Annotated in this window: 24 protein-coding genes and 1 pseudogene; 15 read left to right on the forward strand and 10 right to left on the reverse strand. The window is 63.4% G+C overall.

Annotated features, from left to right (window positions below; all coding sequences use genetic code 11):
• Positions 1–275 precede the first annotated feature (275 nt).
• A pseudogene (locus BGO80_RS08710) lies at positions 276–839 on the forward strand (gamma-glutamylcyclotransferase).
• Between the two features lie 180 nt (positions 840–1019).
• Positions 1020–2279 carry a diaminopimelate decarboxylase gene (gene lysA, locus BGO80_RS08715; protein ID WP_286720909.1) on the forward strand — a complete coding sequence of 420 codons (1260 nt, stop codon included), beginning with the start codon at positions 1020–1022 and terminating at the stop codon, positions 2277–2279.
• A 1-nt stretch (position 2280) separates the two neighbouring features.
• Here the strand turns inward: lysA and BGO80_RS08720 are convergent, their stop codons facing one another.
• Both BGO80_RS08720 and BGO80_RS08725 read right to left on the reverse strand, forming a co-directional pair.
• A complete protein-coding gene (locus BGO80_RS08720) occupies positions 2281–2688 on the reverse strand; it encodes a response regulator (protein WP_126150453.1) in 408 nt (135 codons plus the stop codon).
• A gap of 12 nt (positions 2689–2700) precedes the next feature.
• Complete coding sequence (locus BGO80_RS08725; RefSeq protein WP_286720911.1) at positions 2701–3672, reverse strand: zinc-ribbon domain-containing protein; 972 nt, start codon at positions 3670–3672, stop codon at positions 2701–2703.
• Between the two features lie 213 nt (positions 3673–3885).
• Here BGO80_RS08725 and ftsE point away from each other — a divergent pair, with 213 nt between their 5' ends.
• The 5 genes from ftsE (at position 3886) to BGO80_RS08750 (ending at position 7293) form a co-directional block, all read left to right on the forward strand.
• The gene (ftsE, locus tag BGO80_RS08730; protein ID WP_126150452.1) at positions 3886–4548 is read left to right on the forward strand and encodes a cell division ATP-binding protein FtsE; all 663 of its coding nucleotides are present in this window, start codon (positions 3886–3888) and stop codon (positions 4546–4548) included.
• A complete protein-coding gene (locus BGO80_RS08735; protein WP_126150451.1) occupies positions 4541–5470 on the forward strand; it encodes a cell division protein FtsX in 930 nt (309 codons plus the stop codon). The genes ftsE and BGO80_RS08735 overlap by 8 nt, the downstream gene beginning before the upstream one ends.
• A gap of 5 nt (positions 5471–5475) precedes the next feature.
• Positions 5476–6000 carry a YcxB family protein gene (locus BGO80_RS08740; RefSeq protein WP_286720915.1) on the forward strand — a complete coding sequence of 175 codons (525 nt, stop codon included), beginning with the start codon at positions 5476–5478 and terminating at the stop codon, positions 5998–6000.
• A gap of 28 nt (positions 6001–6028) precedes the next feature.
• On the forward strand, positions 6029–6832 hold the full coding sequence (locus BGO80_RS08745) for a lysophospholipid acyltransferase family protein (protein ID WP_286720917.1): 804 nt from the start codon (positions 6029–6031) through the stop codon (positions 6830–6832).
• 119 nt (positions 6833–6951) lie between these two features.
• Positions 6952–7293, forward strand: a complete 342-nt coding sequence (locus BGO80_RS08750) for a hypothetical protein (protein ID WP_126150448.1) — start codon at positions 6952–6954, stop codon at positions 7291–7293.
• Here the strand turns inward: BGO80_RS08750 and BGO80_RS08755 are convergent.
• Positions 7281–7850: a gamma-glutamylcyclotransferase gene (locus BGO80_RS08755; RefSeq protein ID WP_126150447.1), complete on the reverse strand. Its 570-nt coding sequence runs from the start codon at positions 7848–7850 to the stop codon at positions 7281–7283. The two genes, BGO80_RS08750 and BGO80_RS08755, sit on opposite strands and share 13 nt — an antisense overlap.
• 156 nt (positions 7851–8006) lie before the next feature.
• Between BGO80_RS08755 and BGO80_RS08760 the strand changes: the two genes are divergently transcribed.
• Positions 8007–8978 carry a DUF2125 domain-containing protein gene (locus BGO80_RS08760; RefSeq protein WP_286720921.1) on the forward strand — a complete coding sequence of 324 codons (972 nt, stop codon included), beginning with the start codon at positions 8007–8009 and terminating at the stop codon, positions 8976–8978.
• A gap of 90 nt (positions 8979–9068) precedes the next feature.
• On the opposite strand, the gene BGO80_RS08765 is transcribed toward BGO80_RS08760, so the two are convergent.
• Positions 9069–9518 (reverse strand): hypothetical protein, encoded by a 450-nt coding sequence (locus BGO80_RS08765; RefSeq protein ID WP_223214168.1) that lies wholly within the window; start codon positions 9516–9518, stop codon positions 9069–9071.
• 141 nt (positions 9519–9659) lie between these two features.
• Here BGO80_RS08765 and BGO80_RS08770 point away from each other — a divergent pair, with 141 nt between their 5' ends.
• Positions 9660–10139: a VOC family protein gene (locus BGO80_RS08770; RefSeq protein WP_286720924.1), complete on the forward strand. Its 480-nt coding sequence runs from the start codon at positions 9660–9662 to the stop codon at positions 10137–10139.
• A gap of 38 nt (positions 10140–10177) precedes the next feature.
• Here the strand turns inward: BGO80_RS08770 and BGO80_RS08775 are convergent, their stop codons facing one another.
• From BGO80_RS08775 to BGO80_RS08800, 6 genes are all read right to left on the reverse strand, one after another.
• Positions 10178–10609, reverse strand: a complete 432-nt coding sequence (locus BGO80_RS08775; RefSeq protein ID WP_286720926.1) for a nitroreductase/quinone reductase family protein — start codon at positions 10607–10609, stop codon at positions 10178–10180.
• Between the two features lie 118 nt (positions 10610–10727).
• Positions 10728–12128: a class II fumarate hydratase gene (gene fumC, locus BGO80_RS08780; RefSeq protein ID WP_286720928.1), complete on the reverse strand. Its 1401-nt coding sequence runs from the start codon at positions 12126–12128 to the stop codon at positions 10728–10730.
• Between the two features lie 120 nt (positions 12129–12248).
• The gene (rpmF, locus tag BGO80_RS08785; protein WP_126150442.1) at positions 12249–12428 is read right to left on the reverse strand and encodes a 50S ribosomal protein L32; all 180 of its coding nucleotides are present in this window, start codon (positions 12426–12428) and stop codon (positions 12249–12251) included.
• Positions 12429–12622: 194 nt separating this feature from the next.
• Entirely contained in the window at positions 12623–13024 is a 402-nt protein-coding gene (locus BGO80_RS08790) for a type II toxin-antitoxin system VapC family toxin (RefSeq protein ID WP_286720931.1), read from the reverse strand.
• Complete coding sequence (locus BGO80_RS08795) at positions 13024–13263, reverse strand: type II toxin-antitoxin system VapB family antitoxin (RefSeq protein WP_286720933.1); 240 nt, start codon at positions 13261–13263, stop codon at positions 13024–13026. Before BGO80_RS08795 ends, BGO80_RS08790 begins: the two co-directional genes overlap by 1 nt.
• A gap of 52 nt (positions 13264–13315) precedes the next feature.
• Positions 13316–14026: a biosynthetic peptidoglycan transglycosylase gene (locus BGO80_RS08800; protein ID WP_126150439.1), complete on the reverse strand. Its 711-nt coding sequence runs from the start codon at positions 14024–14026 to the stop codon at positions 13316–13318.
• Positions 14027–14107: 81 nt separating this feature from the next.
• Here BGO80_RS08800 and BGO80_RS08805 point away from each other — a divergent pair, with 81 nt between their 5' ends.
• The 6 genes from BGO80_RS08805 to BGO80_RS08830 all read left to right on the forward strand — a co-directional run bounded on the left by BGO80_RS08805 (position 14108) and on the right by BGO80_RS08830 (position 17751).
• Entirely contained in the window at positions 14108–15010 is a 903-nt protein-coding gene (locus BGO80_RS08805) for a polyprenyl synthetase family protein (protein WP_286720936.1), read from the forward strand.
• 2 nt (positions 15011–15012) lie between these two features.
• The gene (locus BGO80_RS08810) at positions 15013–15645 is read left to right on the forward strand and encodes an MOSC domain-containing protein (RefSeq protein WP_286720938.1); all 633 of its coding nucleotides are present in this window, start codon (positions 15013–15015) and stop codon (positions 15643–15645) included.
• A gap of 114 nt (positions 15646–15759) precedes the next feature.
• Positions 15760–16227, forward strand: coding sequence for a YbaK/EbsC family protein (locus tag BGO80_RS08815; protein WP_286720939.1), 468 nt, complete (start codon positions 15760–15762; stop codon positions 16225–16227).
• Entirely contained in the window at positions 16209–16877 is a 669-nt protein-coding gene (locus BGO80_RS08820) for a class I SAM-dependent methyltransferase (RefSeq protein ID WP_286720941.1), read from the forward strand. The genes BGO80_RS08815 and BGO80_RS08820 overlap by 19 nt, the downstream gene beginning before the upstream one ends.
• Positions 16878–16965: 88 nt before the next feature.
• Positions 16966–17394: a PACE efflux transporter gene (locus BGO80_RS08825; protein ID WP_286720943.1), complete on the forward strand. Its 429-nt coding sequence runs from the start codon at positions 16966–16968 to the stop codon at positions 17392–17394.
• Between the two features lie 42 nt (positions 17395–17436).
• Positions 17437–17751, forward strand: coding sequence for a hypothetical protein (locus BGO80_RS08830; protein ID WP_286720945.1), 315 nt, complete (start codon positions 17437–17439; stop codon positions 17749–17751).
• Positions 17752–17768: the final 17 nt, after the last annotated feature.

The following is a 17768-nucleotide window of genomic DNA, read 5'->3' on the forward strand; positions in this document are numbered from 1 at the left end:
TTCCGGCACGCTTCGAAGCCCCTCAAGGGGGAGGGAGGCGAACGAGCACCAAAGCCGGTTGTCAAAACGTCCAAAGTAGACACTGCCCGCGCACAGGGAGAGGGAAGACGGAGGGACCATTGCCGCTAAAGCCCCGAACCATGCGCCTCAGCGACCGGCATGTCGCCTATCTCCAGCCGACGGAGATCAGCGAGGACATGCCCGATCCGCCCGAGGGCATGTATCGGGCGAGCGAGGACGATCATCGCGCCACCATCGCGCAACTGCTGGCCCAGATGGATGATCCCGGCGAAATCTGGTTCTTTGCCTATGGCTCGCTGATCTGGAAACCGGCCTGCGATTTCGTCGAAATGCGCACCGGCACGATTCGCGGCTGGCATCGCGCCTTTTGCCTCGGCTGAAACAATCGCTGGCGCGGCAGCGATGAAAATCCGGGCCTGATGCTGGCGCTCGACCGGGGTGGCGCCTGCAAGGGCGTCGCCTATCGCCTGCCGCCGGACGCCATCGAAGACAACCTGATCAAACTGTTCGAGCGGGAAATGGCCTGGCGGCCCTCCGCCTTTCCGCCGCGCTGGGTCAATGTCCAGGCGGGTGAGCGCACAATGAAGGCGCTGACCTTCTGCATCGACCGCAATTCGGGCCGTTACGTTTCCGGACTGAGTGAAGACCAGATCGCTGACGTGCTCGCCAAGGCCGTGGGCTCGCGGGGCTCCATGGCGGAATATCTCTTTTCCACCGTCAGCCATCTCGAACAGCTCGGTATCCGCGATCCGCATCTGTGGCGCCTGCAACATCTGGTCGCCGAGCGCATCGAAGCGGTTTATGAGCCGGATCGATAAGTCTGGCTTTTGTTTTTGTCGCTCTCAGTTTAGATCACCGGGTCCCCTTCTCCCCTCGTGGGAGAAGGTGGCGCGCAAGCGCCGGATGAGGGGGCGCGGAGCGTGTGAGAACCCCTCACCCGCCCTTCGGGCACCCTCTCCCACAAGGGGAGAGGGGAAGACAGGATTGCGGGGCATAAAATGGTCCACCACTTCAACCATCGCGACGGCACGCTTTATGCCGAGGACGTCAATCTGAACGACCTCGCCGAAGAGGTGGGGACGCCCTTTTACGTCTATTCCAGCGCCACGCTGCGCCGGCATGTGCAGGTGGTGCAGCGCGCCTTCGAGGGCATTCCGACGCTGCTCGCCTATGCGATGAAGGCCAATTCCAACCAGGCCGTGCTCAAGCTCATGGCGTCGGAAGGCTGCGGCGCCGATGTGGTTTCGGGCGGCGAATTGCAGCGGGCTCTCGCCGCCGGCATTCCGGCCGACAGGATCGTCTTTTCCGGCGTGGCCAAGACCGTTGCAGAAATGCGCCAGGGCCTGGCGGCCGGGATCAAGTGCTTCAATGTCGAGAGCGAGCCCGAGCTTGAGCGGCTGTCGATGATCGCAGCCGATATGGGCCTCACCGCGCGCGTCTCCGTGCGCATCAACCCCGATGTCGATGCCCGCACCCATGCCAAGATTTCGACCGGCAAGAGCGAGAACAAGTTCGGCATTTCCTATAAGCGCGCCCACGAGGTCTATCGGCGCATTGCCGAGCTGCCCAATATCGAGGCCGTCGGCGTCGACATGCATATTGGCAGCCAGATCACCGATCTCGAGCCCTTCGGCAATGCCTTCGGTCTGATGGCCGAACTGGTGACCGCCCTGCGCGCCGATGGCCATACCATCCATCATGTCGATATCGGTGGCGGCCTGGGCATTCCCTATCATCACGACCAGGAAGCTCCTCCCCATCCCGACGCCTATGCCGCCGTGGTGCGCGACAAGGTCGGGCAATTGGGCTGCAACTTGGTGATCGAGCCCGGCCGCCTCTTGGTGGGCAATGCCGGCATCCTGGTCACCAAGGTCGAATATGTGAAGGAGGGGAGCTCGAACTTCATCATCGTCGATGCGGCGATGAACGATCTCATCCGCCCCACGCTTTACGAAGCCCATCACGATGTCGAACTGGTCAACCAGTCCAACCTGCCCCCGATCACCGGGGATATTGTCGGTCCGGTCTGCGAAACCGGCGACTATCTGGCCAAGGGCCGCACCATTCCCGGCGTCAAGGAAGGCGATCTCATCTCGATCATGAGCGCCGGGGCCTATGGCGCGGTCATGGCCTCGACCTACAATTCCCGCCCGCTGATCCCGGAAGTTTTGGTCGATGGACCGCGCTGGCACGTGATCCGCCCGCGCAAGTCCATCGACGAGCTGATCGCGCTCGATAGCGTCCCCGACTGGCTCTGAACTATTGCAGGGGCTGGCGCGCCAGCGACACCACTTCCACCGGCTTGCCGGAAAGCGCGTCCTCGACCTTGGCCAGGAGGTCGGCCAGGGTAAACGGCTTGGGGATGACGTCATAGATCAGCGCATCGAGCCCATGGGCCCGTTCGCGCTGGTCGGCAAAGCCGGTCATCAACAAAATGGTAAGCTCGGGGAAACGGGCACCGACATGCAGGGCCAGCGCGATCCCGTCCATCACCGGCATCTTGATATCGGAGAGCAAGAGGTCGAACTGGCCGTCCTCGGCATCGACGGTCTCGGCGGCGAGGCCCCCATCTTCCTCGGCAATCACCTCATGCCCCTTCATGGTGAGGGCACTGACCACGAAGGCGCGGACGGACGGATCGTCTTCGGCAACGAGAATTCTGGCCAAGAAACTGCACTCCTAATGGTGTTCGGCGGCCGGCGCGGCGCCATGGGCGCTTTCCGGCTCTGAAATATCGGCAGCCGGGGCTTCGGCAGCGTGTTCGGTGGCGGCAGGGGCGGCAGGATGCTGGCTCGCCCCAGGCACCATCGGCGGGGCCTGCTCCTCGCGCGTCTCGGGAAGGGCATTGGCCGTGGCAAAGGTGAGGCGCACCCGCTCGGCATTGACCGGCGGCAGGGTCAGGCGAGTCTCGAAGGTGGCGCGTTCGCCGGCCATCAGGTCGCCGACCCGCGAAGCCACGCTCCATTCGTAGACGGTCTTGCCGCGCGCATCGAGCAGGCTCACCACCACCGGGGGTACCCGCACCGGCTTGGGCATCAGGCCCACGATCTGCGCCGAGACCACCAGCACCTCGTCGCCTCCGGTCAGGGTTTTCAGCGTGTCGAGATTGGAAAATTCGAGGCCGACCACATTGACCCCCATGCCAACCGCCGCATAGACGCCGGCCAGATCGGGATAGCGCTCGACCAGCTGGGTGCGGCCGAAATACAGCAGCGCCACAAGGCCAACCAGCATGACCACGCTGGCCAGCCTGGCGGTGCGACGCAGCCGCGCCATTGGCAGGCGCGAGAACATGGCGCTCTGCCGGCGCGAAAATGCCTGCTGGCGCTTCTTGAGCTCGGCCGGATCGACCGATCGCATCGGCGTTCGTCCGGTGCGCGGCACCGGCTCGGCGCGCGTCGGGGCAGGCGGCGGAGATGGCGCGACCCGCGCCGCTTCGGCCATGAAGGCCTCGTCGAGCACGTCTTCGGCCATTTCGCCGTAGAGCTTGTCGTCTTCCTCGATGCTGGACGGCTCGGGCTCGGGGATCATTGGCGCGGCCTGCTGCCAGGCCTGCTGGCAATGGGCGCATTGCACCTTGCGACCAGCCGCACCAATGGCCTCATAGGTCACCTGGTACTTGGTCTGGCAATGCGGACAGGTGATGATCATCAGACCGGCGCTGGGACAAGAAGCATGCAGCCCGACCCTAGCCCTGTCGGGGTTAAAACTCCTCAAATCCTCCCCAAGATCACAAATGTGCCGCTTTCCCCGGCGCAAAACGCCCAGGCATGCCGCCCAGGCGCCGTCACGCTGCTATGATGCGCCAACTGATTCGCCCGAAGGCGGCGCCACCAACACCGGATGAGCTGGGAGCACCCGTTCTTGATCGACTTTTCCGATGTGGGCCTGCGCTACGGCAATGGCCCCGAAATCCTCAAGGATCTCAGTTTTTCCATTGAGCCCGGCTCCTTCCATTTCCTCACCGGCCCGTCGGGCTCGGGCAAGACCAGCCTGTTGCGCCTCCTGCTGCTGTCGCTGAAGCCCAGCCGCGGCAAGGTCACCATGTTCGGCGAGGATGTGAGTCATCTCAACCAGGACCAATTGCTGCAGATGCGCCGCCATATCGGCATCGTGTTCCAGGAATTCCGCCTGCTCGACCATCTGACCACCTTCGAAAACGTGGCGCTGCCGCTGCGCGTGCTTGGCCAGCCCGAGAGCGAATATCGGCCCAATGTCACCGAACTGCTCGAATGGGTCGGGCTGGGCGAGCGCATGCATGCCTTGCCCACTTTGCTCTCCGGCGGTGAAAAGCAGCGTGCCGCCATTGCCCGCGCCGTCATCGCCCGGCCCAAGGTGCTGCTGGCCGACGAGCCCACCGGCAATGTCGATCCGGACCTGTCGAGCCGGCTGGTGCACCTGTTTGCCGAGCTCAACCGCACGCTGGGCATGACCATCATCCTGGCCACCCATGAATTGCCCCTGCTCGACCGGTTCCCCTATCCGCGCATGGTGCTCAACAAGGGGGAGCTGAAAATCCATGCTTGATCGTGTGCTCGCCCTGTTGCCGCGTCGCGCCGGTGCCGCGCCCATCGTCCCCGAAAAGAGCGTGGCGGGCCGCACCCTGCTGCTGCTCATCACCATCATGGCCTTTCTCTCGGCGGTGACGCTGGGCGGCGTGGTCCTGGTACAGAAATCGGCCATCGCCTGGTCCGCCGATGTCGGGCGCGAACTCACCATCCAGATCCGCCCGGTGGAGGGCGAGGTGATGGAGAGCAATCTGCGCACCGCCGTGTCGCTGGCCCAGTCCACTCCCGGCGTCTCCGGTGCGCGGGCCCTCACCATCGAGGAAAGCCAGGCCTTGCTCGAGCCCTGGCTCGGCGCCGGACTCGACCTCTCCGCCATCGCCATTCCCCGCCTCATCGTCGTGCAACTGGCCGATCCGGTGGATGCCGATATCGAGCAATTGCAGCGCAATCTCGGTGCCATCAACGGCGCCAGCCTCGATACCCACGCCGCCTGGCGCCAGCAGCTCAACACCATGGCCGGAACCGTGGTGCTCTCGGGCCTTCTGGTGCTGGGGTTGATCGGCGTGGCCACCGTGCTCGCCATCATCTTTGCCACGCGCGGCGCCATGGCCTCGAACCGCGAAATCGTCGATGTGCTGCATTTCATCGGCGCCTCCAACAAGTTCATTGCCGGCGAATTCCAGGGGCGGTTCCTGTCCATCGGCCTGCAGGGCGGGTTGCTCGGCACGGTTTTGGCGACGCTGTTTTTTACCCTGATCGGCGCCGCAGCCGGCAGCGTTTTGCCCTCGGAAGCCAATGCCCAGGTCGGGGTGCTGTTCGGACAGTTCCTCTTGGGCTGGGACGGCATAATCGGCGTGGCCGCGGTGATCCCGGTAATCGCCGTGCTGACGGCAGTGACCTCGCGCATGACCGTGCGCCGCTATCTCAGCGAAGCCTCCTGAGAGCCATGTCCGACAGCGTCCGCTTTGCCCTCACCGAGCAGGATATGGCCGACGCGGCGCGCCTCTATGGCGTCGATGCCATTCGCTCGCCGCGCCGCCGGATCGGGCTCGTCATCACCTTCGTGCTCGTCGTGGTGCTGATGGCAATGGTGCTCGACATTGCCTTCCCTCTCGATCCCGAGCGCCTCGCCAGCCGTTGGCCGGCACTTCTGGGCCTCAGCCTCCTGCCCTTCGCTGTGGTGCTGGCTCTCGGCGTCGTCCTCAATCCGTTGCTGGCCCGGCGCACCTATCGCCAGCAACGCTCGCTGCAGGGCGAACTGGGTCTCTCCTGGAGCCGCGATCAACTGGCCTTCGACAGCGAATATGGCCAATTCGCCATGCCCTGGAGCCACTTCAAGCGCTGGACAGAGGACAAACGCGTATTTCTGCTGTTCGAGTCCGAGCGGCTCTATAGGATAATCCCCAAACGGGCCCTCGACGCCGACCAGCAAGATCGTTTTCGCGACTGCCTGGCGGCCATCGGCACCTGAGACGGACTAGGTTAGCCAGGAAGGCCTCATGATTTTCGTGCAGACGCTCAGGACAATCCTCTTCTACCTGTTGTTCATCGGCCAGACCGCCGTCATCGCCATTGCCCTCGGCATCGTGGGCCTCGTGGCGGGCCGCACGTCTTTCAGCTGGGCCATGGCTCAATATTGGTGCTGGTCCAATCTGCAATTGCTGCGCATCGTCGCCGGTCTCAGGACCGACGTGCAGGGCCAGGAAAACATCCCGGCCGGCGGCTGCATCATCGCCTCCAAACACCAGTCCGACTGGGACGTGTTCTCCATCTTTCCGCATACCGGCCGGCCCGCCTATATCGTCAAGAAGGAACTGATGCGCATTCCCTTCTTCGGCTGGGCCGCGCGTTCGCTCGACTGCATCGAGGTCGATCGCAGGAAGGGTGCCGAGGCCATTCCCGAAATGATGCGCCAGGCGCGCAGCGCCCTCGATCGCGGCTGCCGCCTGGTGATTTTCCCCGAAGGTACCCGCAAGGCGCCGCTGGCACCGCCCGACTACAAGCAGGGCCTCGTCCGCATGTATGTCGAGCTCGGTGTGCCGGTCGTGCCGGTGGCCCTCAATGCCGGCCTGTTCTGGGGCCGCAACAGCCTCAATATCTGGCCCGGCACGGCGCGCGCCCGCATCCTTGCGCCAATCGAGCCGGGCCTCGCCCCCGATGTTTTTCTCGAGCGCCTCAAATCCGCCATCGAGCCGGAGTCTACTCGACTCATTCTCGAGGCTGTCGATGCCGGTTTGAACCGCCCGCTCGACCCGCCCCTGCAAGCGCGTCTCGATACGCTGCGCCCCAGCACCACCCACTAGATATTGACAGCGCCAGCGAACAAAAACATACATGTAGCGTCGAGCCGATATCGGCTTGACGAATGGAACAATTTGTTCTAATTTTGTTCTTCTTCTGGGGAAGCAGGGGAGACGGCCAGATGCGACATGTCAAAGCCAGTGATCGGACGGGCCTCAAGCTTGCGCATTGGCATGGGCGTTCAGGCCGGGATTACGACCTGATCGGCGAAAGCTTCAGCGACTTTTCCATGAATGCCGGCGTCCTGTATCTCATCAGCAAGGGCGGCAATGTGCTCTGGGTTGGCTCGACCGAGGATCTGGTCAGCGACCCGATGAGCCGCACCCGCTTCCGCCTGGCGCTCGATTGTGCCGACCGGGTCTTTCGCCTGGCGACGGACCCCGCCGAGGGCAATCGCCTTAGCACAATCTGGGATCTCGAAGGCGCCATGCCGCTGCCGGAGACGTCGGCTCAGGCGGCCTGACCCTCCGCCTCCAGGGCCTCGAGCTGAGCCACGAGCGCCATCAAGGCATGGTCGCGAATGCCCAGTTGCGCCAGATGCCGGGCGGTATTGACCACATAGTCGATATTGCGGCCCGATATTCCCACGCCATTGCGCACCATGGCCAATTGCTGTTCCGGGCTCAGCAGCCCGGCAAACTGGTCATGGCTTTCATCGACCACGAAGGCCAGCGCCGCGACACGCCGCCCATCGGCCAGGGTAACCGGCCGCATCACATCACGATAAACCGAGGTTACCTGCTCGCGTTCCTCGAGATAGGCCCGCACCGCCGGCCAGTCTGCCGGCGCCACCTCGAAAGCCATGCCCCGGCAGGAGCCACCACGCGTCAGCCCGAACACCAGGCCCGGGCGCTCGACCGTGCCGCGGTGATGGTGGGAAATGATGGAAAGCGAGCGGTGGGCGCCACGCAAAAGACCAAGATGGGCGCTGACATAGGCAAAGCCCGGATTCCAGATCAGTGATCCGTACCCGAAAACCCAATGGGCCGCAGTGCCCTCATGCTCTTCGATCAGTGCCATGTGTCGACCAAAACCTATTCGTGTGCAAACCAGGCGGCAAGCGGGGAGCGCGCAGGCCCTTGATGCAAATATACCGCATGTCGGATTGATCGCAGATGAACGCCAGTGGCGGAAACCCGCTTCTGACAAGCCGGCTGGAGCGTTAAGACTGAAGCCATGAAGAAACGAATCATCATTCTGGGCGTCGTCGTCCTTGTCGTGGCCCTCGCCTGGAGCGGCGGCTGGCTGTTCCTGGCCAATCAGCTGCGCCAGCAGATCGATGCCCTTGCCTTTGCCGATGGTGAGACCAGCCCGCAGCTGACCTGCGCCACGCTCAACATCTCCGGCTATCCCTTCAGCGTCGATGTCGAATGTGTCGATGCCGTGGTGGTGTCGGGCGACGTCATGGCCGAAATCCCGGCGGTGCGCGCCAGCGCCCTCATCTATCGACCCAATCATGTGCTGGCCTCAGCGCGGGGCCCGGCGCAGATTTCCGACGCCTTTACCGGCCAGCAGAGCGAATTGGCCTGGGCCGAGCTCAATGGCAGCCTGCGCGTCGAGAATTGGCGCATCGCCCGCCTGTCGATCGTCGGCTCAGAGGTCTCCTGGACCGACCGCCTGTTCGGCGACGCGCTGCTGGCCAAGGCCGATGCGCTGGAACTGCATCTGCTTGACATCCCGGAAATGCACGATGCCGAACGCAGCCTCTCGGCCCTCGCCGCCTATCTGCGAACCCAGGCGCTGGATGTGCCGATGATGACGCTGGCAGCGGCCGATATCGAGCTTGAAGCCGAATTGAGCGGCCTGCCCGACGATCTGCGCAGGATCGGCGCCGAACCCATTCTGCCGCTCTGGCAGCGCAATGGCGGCACGCTGAACCTGGTCTCGCTGCGCGCCAAGGATGCCAGCGCCGATCTCGAGGCCTCCGGCCAGGTGCAACTGGACGATCAGGGCCGGCCCAATGGCAAGATCGACATCTCCTCGGCCGGCGTCGCCGAACGCATCGGCCCGATGATCGAGGAACCCTGGCGCACCCTGGTCCTCGGCACCCCCGGCGCCGATGGCCGGCACACCAACCAGCTCAATTTCAGCAACGGCAATCTGTCCTCGGGCCTCGTCCCCATAACCACCATGCCGCCACTGTTCTAGCCATTCCAAAGCTCGCTTGACCTGACACTGATCGCCCCTCCCCTTGTGGCAAAGGAGCGATCAGTGCATCGGCCGGACCCTGGAAACGCCTTAGCTCATTGACACATCGCGGCTGGCGCTGGTGATCGAGACGGTGAAGCCGGCGACGACGTCGATGAGGCTCATCACCATGAGCAGGAAGAAGACCGAGCTCGAGGCTGCGCCGACCAGCAGGAACTCCACCAGGAAAATCACGAACAGCACCATGGAGAGCATGTGCTCGATGATCGAGGCGCGCGCCGTGCCGGTGGATTTGAGCACTTCGAAAAACAGCAGGATAATGCCGACGACGAGGAGGAAGTCGCCGGCGGTGATCGCCCAGGGCATGCCCGAGGGCATGGGCAGGGAGAACATGCCGAACCCCCAATTGACCGGATTGCCGCCGAAAAACACGAAGACGATGAGGTTATAGGCCAGGAACGGGAAGACCAGCAGCGGCGGAATGAACGTGCCCTTGCGCCGTGGCGCCGGATGGGTGGGAAGGACGACGGTTTCGGTCATAGCTTTCAGTCTCCGCATCGGGACCGGCACCATGCCAGAGCTTTATCAAGCGCGGAACGGGAATTTTTGGGTGTTGCGCTGTCGAAGCGAGGATGGGCCAATCGTCGCTTGGATAAACGCAAGGCTTTTGAGGAGAGCATCATGCAAAGCGCCAAAAATATCGTCTGTCTCTGGTACGACACCGAAGCCGAAGCGGCCGCCCGCTTCTATGCCCAGACCTTTCCCGACAGCCATGTCGGCGCCGTAAGCCGCGCCCCCAGCGATAATCCCTCGACCAAGCAAGGCGCGGTGCTGACGGTGGAATTTTCCGTCATGGGCATTCCCTGCATCGGGCTCAATGGCGGCACGGCCTTCAAGCATTCGGAAGCCTTTTCCTTCCAAGTCACCACCGAGAACCAGGAAGAGACCGACCGCTACTGGAACGCCATTGTCGGTAATGGCGGCGAGGAAAGCATGTGCGGCTGGTGCCGCGACAAATGGGGCATTTCCTGGCAGATCACCCCGCGCGCGCTTTCCGACGCCATGGCGGCAGGCGGGCCCGGCGCAAAACGGGCCTTTGAGGCAATGATGACGATGAAAAAGATCGACGTGGCCGCGATCGAGGCAGCGGCAAAGGGCTAGGCCTTCCGGTTCGGCGCGATCTGCGGGCCCCTTTCTGCTCAGGCGGCGCGAGGGGTCAATGCGATGACCGGAATGGCCTCGCGCGTGGTCTTTTTCTCGTAGTCCGCAAACTGCGGGAAGAGGCTGGCCATCCGGGCATAGATGGTGTCGCGGTCTTCCCCCTCGACGACGCTGGCGCGGACAGGCAGGCGGCTGATGGTCTTGCCATCGCCCACCGAAATGTCGAAATCGGGATGGGCGAGCACATTGTGATACCAGGCCGGGTTGTTGGGTGCGCCACCATAGGAGGCGAAGACATACCAGGGGCCGGTATCGTTTTCGCGCAGATACATCAACGGCTGGGTGCGCTCGACGCCGGATTTGGCACCGATGGCATGCAGCAGCAGCACCGGCTTGCCTTCGAAATAGCCGCCCGGCTGTCCGCCATTGGCAATAAAATCGGCGATCACCTGGTCGTTGAAATTGCTCATGTCTGCTCTCGTAGCTCGCTGCGGTTAAAGCTAGGTGTCGCGGGGCTGCCGAACAAGGCCACAGAAAGCAAAATGCCGCCCGGTGGGGGCGGCATTCTTTTTGGATCGCTGAACCAGTTTACTTCTTCAGCTTGAGCGGGCCGACCATCTGTTCGGGCCTTACTTCGGCGTCGAATTCTTCGCCGGTGAGCAGGCCCAGTTCGATCGCCGTATCGCGCAGCGTGCCGCCATTCTTGTGCGCGGTTTTGGCGATCTTGGCGGCGTTGTCATAGCCGATCTTGCGGTTGAGTGCGGTCACCAGCATCAACGACTGGTCCACCAACTGCTTGATGCGCTTGCGATCCGGCTCGATGCCAATGGCGCAATTGTCGTTAAAGCTCTTGGCGGCGTCTGCCAGCAGGCGCACCGATTGCAGGAAATTATAGGCGATGACCGGCTTGAAGACGTTGAGCTCGAAATTGCCCTGCGAGGCTGCAAAACCAATCGCGGCGTCATTGCCCATGACCTGCGCCACGACCATGGTCATGGCCTCGGACTGGGTCGGATTGACCTTGCCCGGCATGATCGAGGAGCCGGGCTCGTTTTCGGGAATGGTGATTTCACCCAGGCCCGAGCGTGGGCCGGAGGCGAGCCAGCGCACGTCATTGGCGATCTTCATGAAGGCGACAGCCAACTGCTTCAGCGCCCCCGAAGTGCCGACAAAGGCGTCGTGCCCGGCGAGCAGCGCGAACTTGTTCGGCCCGGTGACGAAGTCATGGCCGGTGAGGTCGGCGATTTCCTTGGCGACGGTGACGGCATAGTCGGGATGGGCATTGAGCCCAGTGCCGACGGCTGTGCCGCCCAGCGCCAGTTCCTTGAGCTGGGGCATGCTGGCCTTGATGGCGGCCATGGCATAGTCGATCTGCGCCACCCAGCCGGAGATTTCCTGGCCCAGGGTCAGGGGCGTTGCGTCCTGCAAATGGGTGCGGCCGATCTTGACCACGTCCATATAGGCTTCGGCCTTGGCATTGAGCGTATCGCGCAGGAACTGGACGCGCTCATAGAGATAGTTTTCGACGGCCTCGACCGCCGCAATATGCATAGCGGTGGGATAGGTGTCGTTCGAGCTCTGGCTCATATTGACGTGGTCATTGGGGTGCACGGGCTTCTTGGAACCCATGGTGCCGCCGGCCATCTCGATGGCGCGGTTGGAAATGACCTCGTTGACATTCATGTTGGACTGGGTGCCCGAACCGGTCTGCCAGACGACAAGCGGGAAGTGGTCGGCAAGCTTGCCCGCAATCACCTCGTCGGCGGCAGCGACCACGAGATCACGGGTCTTTTCGTCCATCAGGCCGAGCTTGAAATTGGCCAGCGCCGCCGCCTTCTTGAGAATGCCGAAGGCGCGGATGATCTCGACGGGCATCTTCTCCCCGCCGATATCGAAATTCATGAGGCTGCGAGCGGTCTGCGCGCCGTAATACTTATCGGTCGGGACCTCGATCGTGCCCATGGTGTCCGATTCGACGCGCGTGCTCATATGCCTCTTGCTCCATTTGGGCCGCTTCTGTTGGCGGCGAAAAAGAAAACGGCCGACCCTTGTGGGGGCCGGCCGCTCGAATATCAGATAAAGCGCATCTGCGCCAAACAGCCTTTCGGCTTAGTTCTTCGCAGCCAGGATCTGGCGACCGCGATACATGCCGGTCTTGAGATCGACGTGGTGCGGACGGCGCAGCTCACCCGAATCCTTGTCTTCGACATAGGTGGGGTTGGCAATCGCGTCGTGCGAGCGGCGGAAACCGCGCTTCATCGGCGAAGTCTTGCGTTTTGGCACTGCCATGGTCGGTACTCCGAATTCAATATCGTTGCGCCGCCGAAAGCGGCCCAGAGACGTATCTCTGATGGGATTGGGGGGCTCTATAGAGGAAGACGCGAGGCTTGGCTAGGGGCTTCGCGTCGTGCCGACGGCAAATTCGCTCTAGCGGAGCGAATTTGGGCGAGAAGGCGATGAGAGCCGAGCGCGAATGGCGGGCGCTAGTGCATGGCCTGCTCGATATCGGTGTGGATGAAGTCATTGCCTTTGAACAATAGCGGCACATGGTTGGCACGTGCGCAGGCATAGGCAAAGCAATCGCCCATATTGAGGTCTGCACGGTGGCGCCCCTTGCCGAAACGCGCAAAAGCCTCGACCGCCAGACGACCCACATTTTCAGTGATCTCGGCCATTTGGGCATCTGTCTCGGCCACAAAGAGATCGACCAGCGCCTGCGCCTCCTCTATCGGGCACGCCCGCTTTCGCGCCAGACCCGCAACGGCCTCATAGATCGCCATCGGCGAAATCAGGATTTTGGGAGCCTGCTCAAGCGCGCGAGCCAGAGACGGTGCATCCTCTTCGCCGCTGAGAATAGATATAATCGCCGAGGCATCGACAAACATCACTCATCGCCCGAAAGCGCGTCGAAGAAAACCTTGTCGGCCTGCTGACCAGATGCCGGAAAGGCCTGATAGCGGTCAACCAGCGGTTTCAGCCGCTCCATGAGCGGAACCGCCTGCTTACGCCGAGCATATTCGGCTTCCACCGCATGCCGGACAGTCACGGTCAGGCTCTGGCCGGTCAACCGCGCCAGCTTGCGCACCGCGTCATCCGTCGCTTCATCCCGAACATAGAAAGCCATATATACTCTCCTTCGAAGGAATATATACAAAAGCATCCATCGACCTTCAAGCTCACAAGGCCAGCCGTCCATCCTTGCCGACGCAGGCGGCGCGGTCGCCATATTGGCGCGTACGCTCCTCGACGATGGAAGCAACGCGGCTGAGGCCGGCATTGGGCCGGGCGGGATTGCGAACCAGGGGATTGGGCAGGGTCACGGCGAGAAGGCTCGCCGTCTGCCAGTCCAGGTTCTGCGGCTCCCGCCCGAAGGCATGTTCGGAACCGGCGGCGACGCCGAACTGCCCCGAAGGGCCCCATTCGGCGATGTTGAGATAGATCTCCATGATCCGCTTCTTGGGCATGACCAGGTCGATATAGGCGGCCAGCGGCACTTCCAGCGCCTTGCGCAAAGCGCTCTGCCGGTTCCAGAGGAAGAGATTGCGCGCCACCTGCATGGTGATGGTCGAGGCGCCGCGCGTTTCCCGGCCGGCGAGGTAATTGTCGACCTCATCGCGCAAGGCGCCGAGATCGATGCCCCAATGGCGGCAGAACTGGCCATCTTCGGACAGGATGATGGCGGCCTTCAGCCGGTCGGAAATGTCGTCGATATCGCGCCAAACGCGCACCACCGGCCGCCCGGTGACATAGCGCTCCAGCATGGGCACCGAGACCGGCTGCACCACCAGGTAAAGCGGGGTCAGCAGCAGCGGAATGGCCACCAGCACAGCCAGAATGCCGAGGGGAATGCGCAGGAAGCGCCAGAATTTACGAATGCGGCGAGCCATGGGTGTTCATGACCGGCTCGCGAAGCGGATGCAAGCCCTCACCCCTTGCCGCCCCTGCGGCAAAGGGCTAGCAACACCTCCATGTATGACTTTGCTGCCGACAGTGCCGATTGCGCCCGCGCCGTGGAGGCCGGGCTGTCCGAATACCTGACCGGCGCGCGCCTGTCCGGCCCCGGCCCGGCTGCCGACCGCGTCATTGCGGCGATGCGCCATGGCAGCCTCGAAGGTGGCAAGCGCCTGCGGCCGCTGCTGGTGCGGCAAGCGGCCGCCATTTTCTCAGTGCCGCGTGAACAGGCCCTGCCCGCAGGGCTCGCCGTGGAAATGATCCATTGCTATTCGCTGATCCATGACGACCTGCCGGCCATGGACGATGACGATCTGCGACGCGGCCGACCGACCGTGCACAAGGCCTTCGACGAGGCCACCGCGATCCTTGCCGGCGACGCATTGCTCACCGAGGCCTTTGCGCTGCTCGCCAATCCCGGAACCCACCCCGATGCCGAAGTGCGCATTCGGCTGGTGGCCGAACTGGCGGCCGGGTCTGGCACCGGCGGCATGGTGGGCGGGCAGATGCGCGATATCGAGGGGGAAAAGGGCGGTTTTACCGAGGCCGAGATCGCCGTCATGCAGGCGATGAAAACCGGCGCCCTGATCCGCGCCTCGGTGCGCATGGGCGCGCTGCTGGGCGGTGCGGATGCCCGCGCCCTTTCCGCGCTCACCGCCTATGCCGAGGCCGCCGGCCGTGCCTTCCAGCTTGCCGACGACATATTGGACGTGACGGCAACTCCCGAAACCATGGGCAAGGCCACCGGCAAGGATGCCGAGGCGGGCAAGCAGACCGTGGTCGCCCGGCTCGGGCTCGAGGGCGCCAGGGAAATGCTGGACCGCACTGTTAGCGAAGCCGTTTCGGCGCTGCGCACCTTTGGCCCGCGGGCCGATGGGCTGCGCGCCACCGCACGCTATTTCGCCAGCCGGGAGAAATGAGCATGGCCAGTCTCCTCAGCGTCAATGTCGGCGCGCCGCGCAACATCCCCGGCACCGGCACGCTCACGGGCATCTATAAGGAGCCCGTATCCGGCCCGGTCGCCATCACCCGCGACGGCATTCCTGGCGATGTCATTGCCGACCGGCGCCACCATGGCGGCGTGGACCAGGCCATATATGTCTATTTCCAGGATGACTACGGCTTTTGGGCCGACCAAGGGGTCAAGACCTTTCCCGGCCTCTTCGGCGAAAACGTCACCATTGAAGGACCGGACAGCGCCTCGGCCTGCATTGGCGACCGCTTCGCCATCGGCGATTGCGTGCTGGAAGTGAGTTATCACCGCACGCCCTGCATGACCTTTTCCGCCAAGATGGGCGATCCGCGCTGGCTGAAACGCTTCCACAAGGCCCGGCGGCCCGGCGCCTATTGCCGCGTGCTCCAGCCTGGCAGCGTCGCGGCGGGCATGGCGGTGATCGCAATGCCCTTTGCCGGCGAGCGCATTTCGGTGGCCGAGCTCATGGGCTTTGATGGCGTGGCCGATATCCCGCGCGATTTCATGAGCCGGGCACTCACCACCCCGATCCGCGACAAGACGCGGTTCAAATACGAAAACCGGCTGGCGAGCTTGTTTTGAGCCAAGCCCCAACGATCGTCGCCACCCGGCTTGACCTTGTGGTCCATGCCCAGGACGCTGGCTTGCCCGGTCAAGCCGGGCAATGACGTCCATCAGAGTTTTAGAGCTATCCCAATGAGCCTTTCTTCCGTCCAAGCCGATCTCGCCGCCCGCGCCCCCGACCTCTCGGTCATCGTCACCGAGGCATCGACAGCCACCGTGCAGCTGGCGGCCGAAGTGCATGGGGTCGAGCCGGGCCAGATCGCCAAGACGCTCTGCATCCGCGTGCGCGACGAAGAATTCCTGCTGGTGACGCGCGGCGATGCGCGGCTCGACAATGCCAAATCCAAGTCCGCCTTTGGCGGCCGCCCGCGCATGCTGGGCGCCGAGGATGTGCTGCGGCTGACCAGCCACGAGGTGGGCGGGGTGTGCCCCTTCGGCCTGCCGGCGCCGCTGCCGATCTATCTCGACGTCTCGCTCAGGATCTACGACCAGGTGCTGCCGGCCGGCGGCGACACCCATGCCTCGGTCAAACTTTCGGTCGAGCGGCTGGCCGAATTGTGCGGCAAGAAGTGGGTGGATGCGTGCCAGCTGCCGGAATAGGCCCCTCGCCAGCAGACTTTATCCGCACGCGCCTGCCTCTGGTGCCGCTCTCCTTCCGTCCCGATATCGCGCTGCATCAACCCACGCCGAAGTCAGGCCTGATCGGTTTTCTGGCCAGCCAGGGCCGCACCGATGACCCGCCTTTTTGGGCCTATGCCTGGGCAGGTGGGGCCGCCCTGGCGCTGTATCTCCGCGACCATCAGGAGATCGTGGACGGCCGCTCGGTGCTGGATTTCGGGGCGGGCTCAGGCCTCGTTGGCATCGCGGCCGCCAAGGCCGGCGCGACCGAGGTGCTGGCCTTCGAGCCCGATCCTTTGGGGCAGACAGCACTGGCGCTCAATACCGAGGCCAATGGCGTGAGCATCACCTCGGCGACCGCAGATGCGGATGCGCAGATCGTCCTTGCCGGCGACGTCTTTTATGACGCCGATGTCGCCGCGCGCACGCTGCCGACCCTTGCCGCCCATGCCGCCCGCGGCGCCACTGTTCTTATCGGCGATCCCTTTCGCCGCGACCTGCCACGCGACCGGATCGAGCAGATTGGCGCGTATGACGTGCCTGACATGGGCTCCGCCGCTTTGGTGCGAGCGGGTATCTTTGCCCTGCGCCCCTGGAATATCGGATATGCCCCGGCGATCTTGCCGCCTTAGCCGCCCTGTCCTATATCTCCCCGCGTGAGGACGACCTCCCCCGTCATGGGTATCGTTTCGGGACGGCCCGGCAGTTTTGGAGAGCGCCATGCGCACCACCGCCGACCGTATCCGCCACGCCATTTCCTTCGAAGTCATCGGCATTATTCTGGCGACCCCCTTGGCCGCCTTCGCCTTCCACCTGCCCGGTGAAGACAGCGCCGTCATCGTCGTGGCCAGCGCCACCGTCGCCATGATCTGGAACTATGTCTACAATCTCGGCTTCGACCATCTGATGGTGCGGGTGCGCGGCACCACCGAAAAGACCACGCCCATTCGCGTCGCCCATGCGGTGTTCTTCGAGTTGGGCCTGCTCGCCATCATGCTGCCGGCCATCGCCTGGTATCTGCAGATTTCGATCTGGCAGGCGCTGGTCATGGATATCGCGCTGGCGGTTTTCTATATGGCCTATGCCTTCGTCTTCAACTGGGCCTATGATCGGGTGTTTCCGCTGCCCGAATGGCAAGAAAATGCCTGATTGTGCGGTCAGCATAGCTTTCTGCGCAACCAGGACCACATCATGCTGAAACCCCTCGCCATCCTTGCCATCACCCTCGGCGGCGTTTCCGTCGCCACCGCAGCGTCGGACGACGCCTGGGCCGAATTCGCCAAAGAGGTGGAGGATGCCTGCCTCACGGCCACTAAAGGCGTCTTCACCGAACCCACGGCGACGGTCGATCCTTTCGGCAGCGAGAGCTATGGGCTGGCTCTGGTCTCCGGCGCCTTTCCGAGCGGCGGCGAGGGCGCCATTATCTGCGTCTTCGACAAGCAGGCCAAAACTGTTGAGATCGGCGGCGAACTGCCCATCATGGTGATGGCGCACGACGCCGAATAGCGCAGTGACGGGGGCGG

Source organism: Devosia sp. 63-57 (assembly GCF_001899045.1).
Classification (GTDB): Bacteria; Pseudomonadota; Alphaproteobacteria; order Rhizobiales; family Devosiaceae; genus Devosia; species Devosia equisanguinis.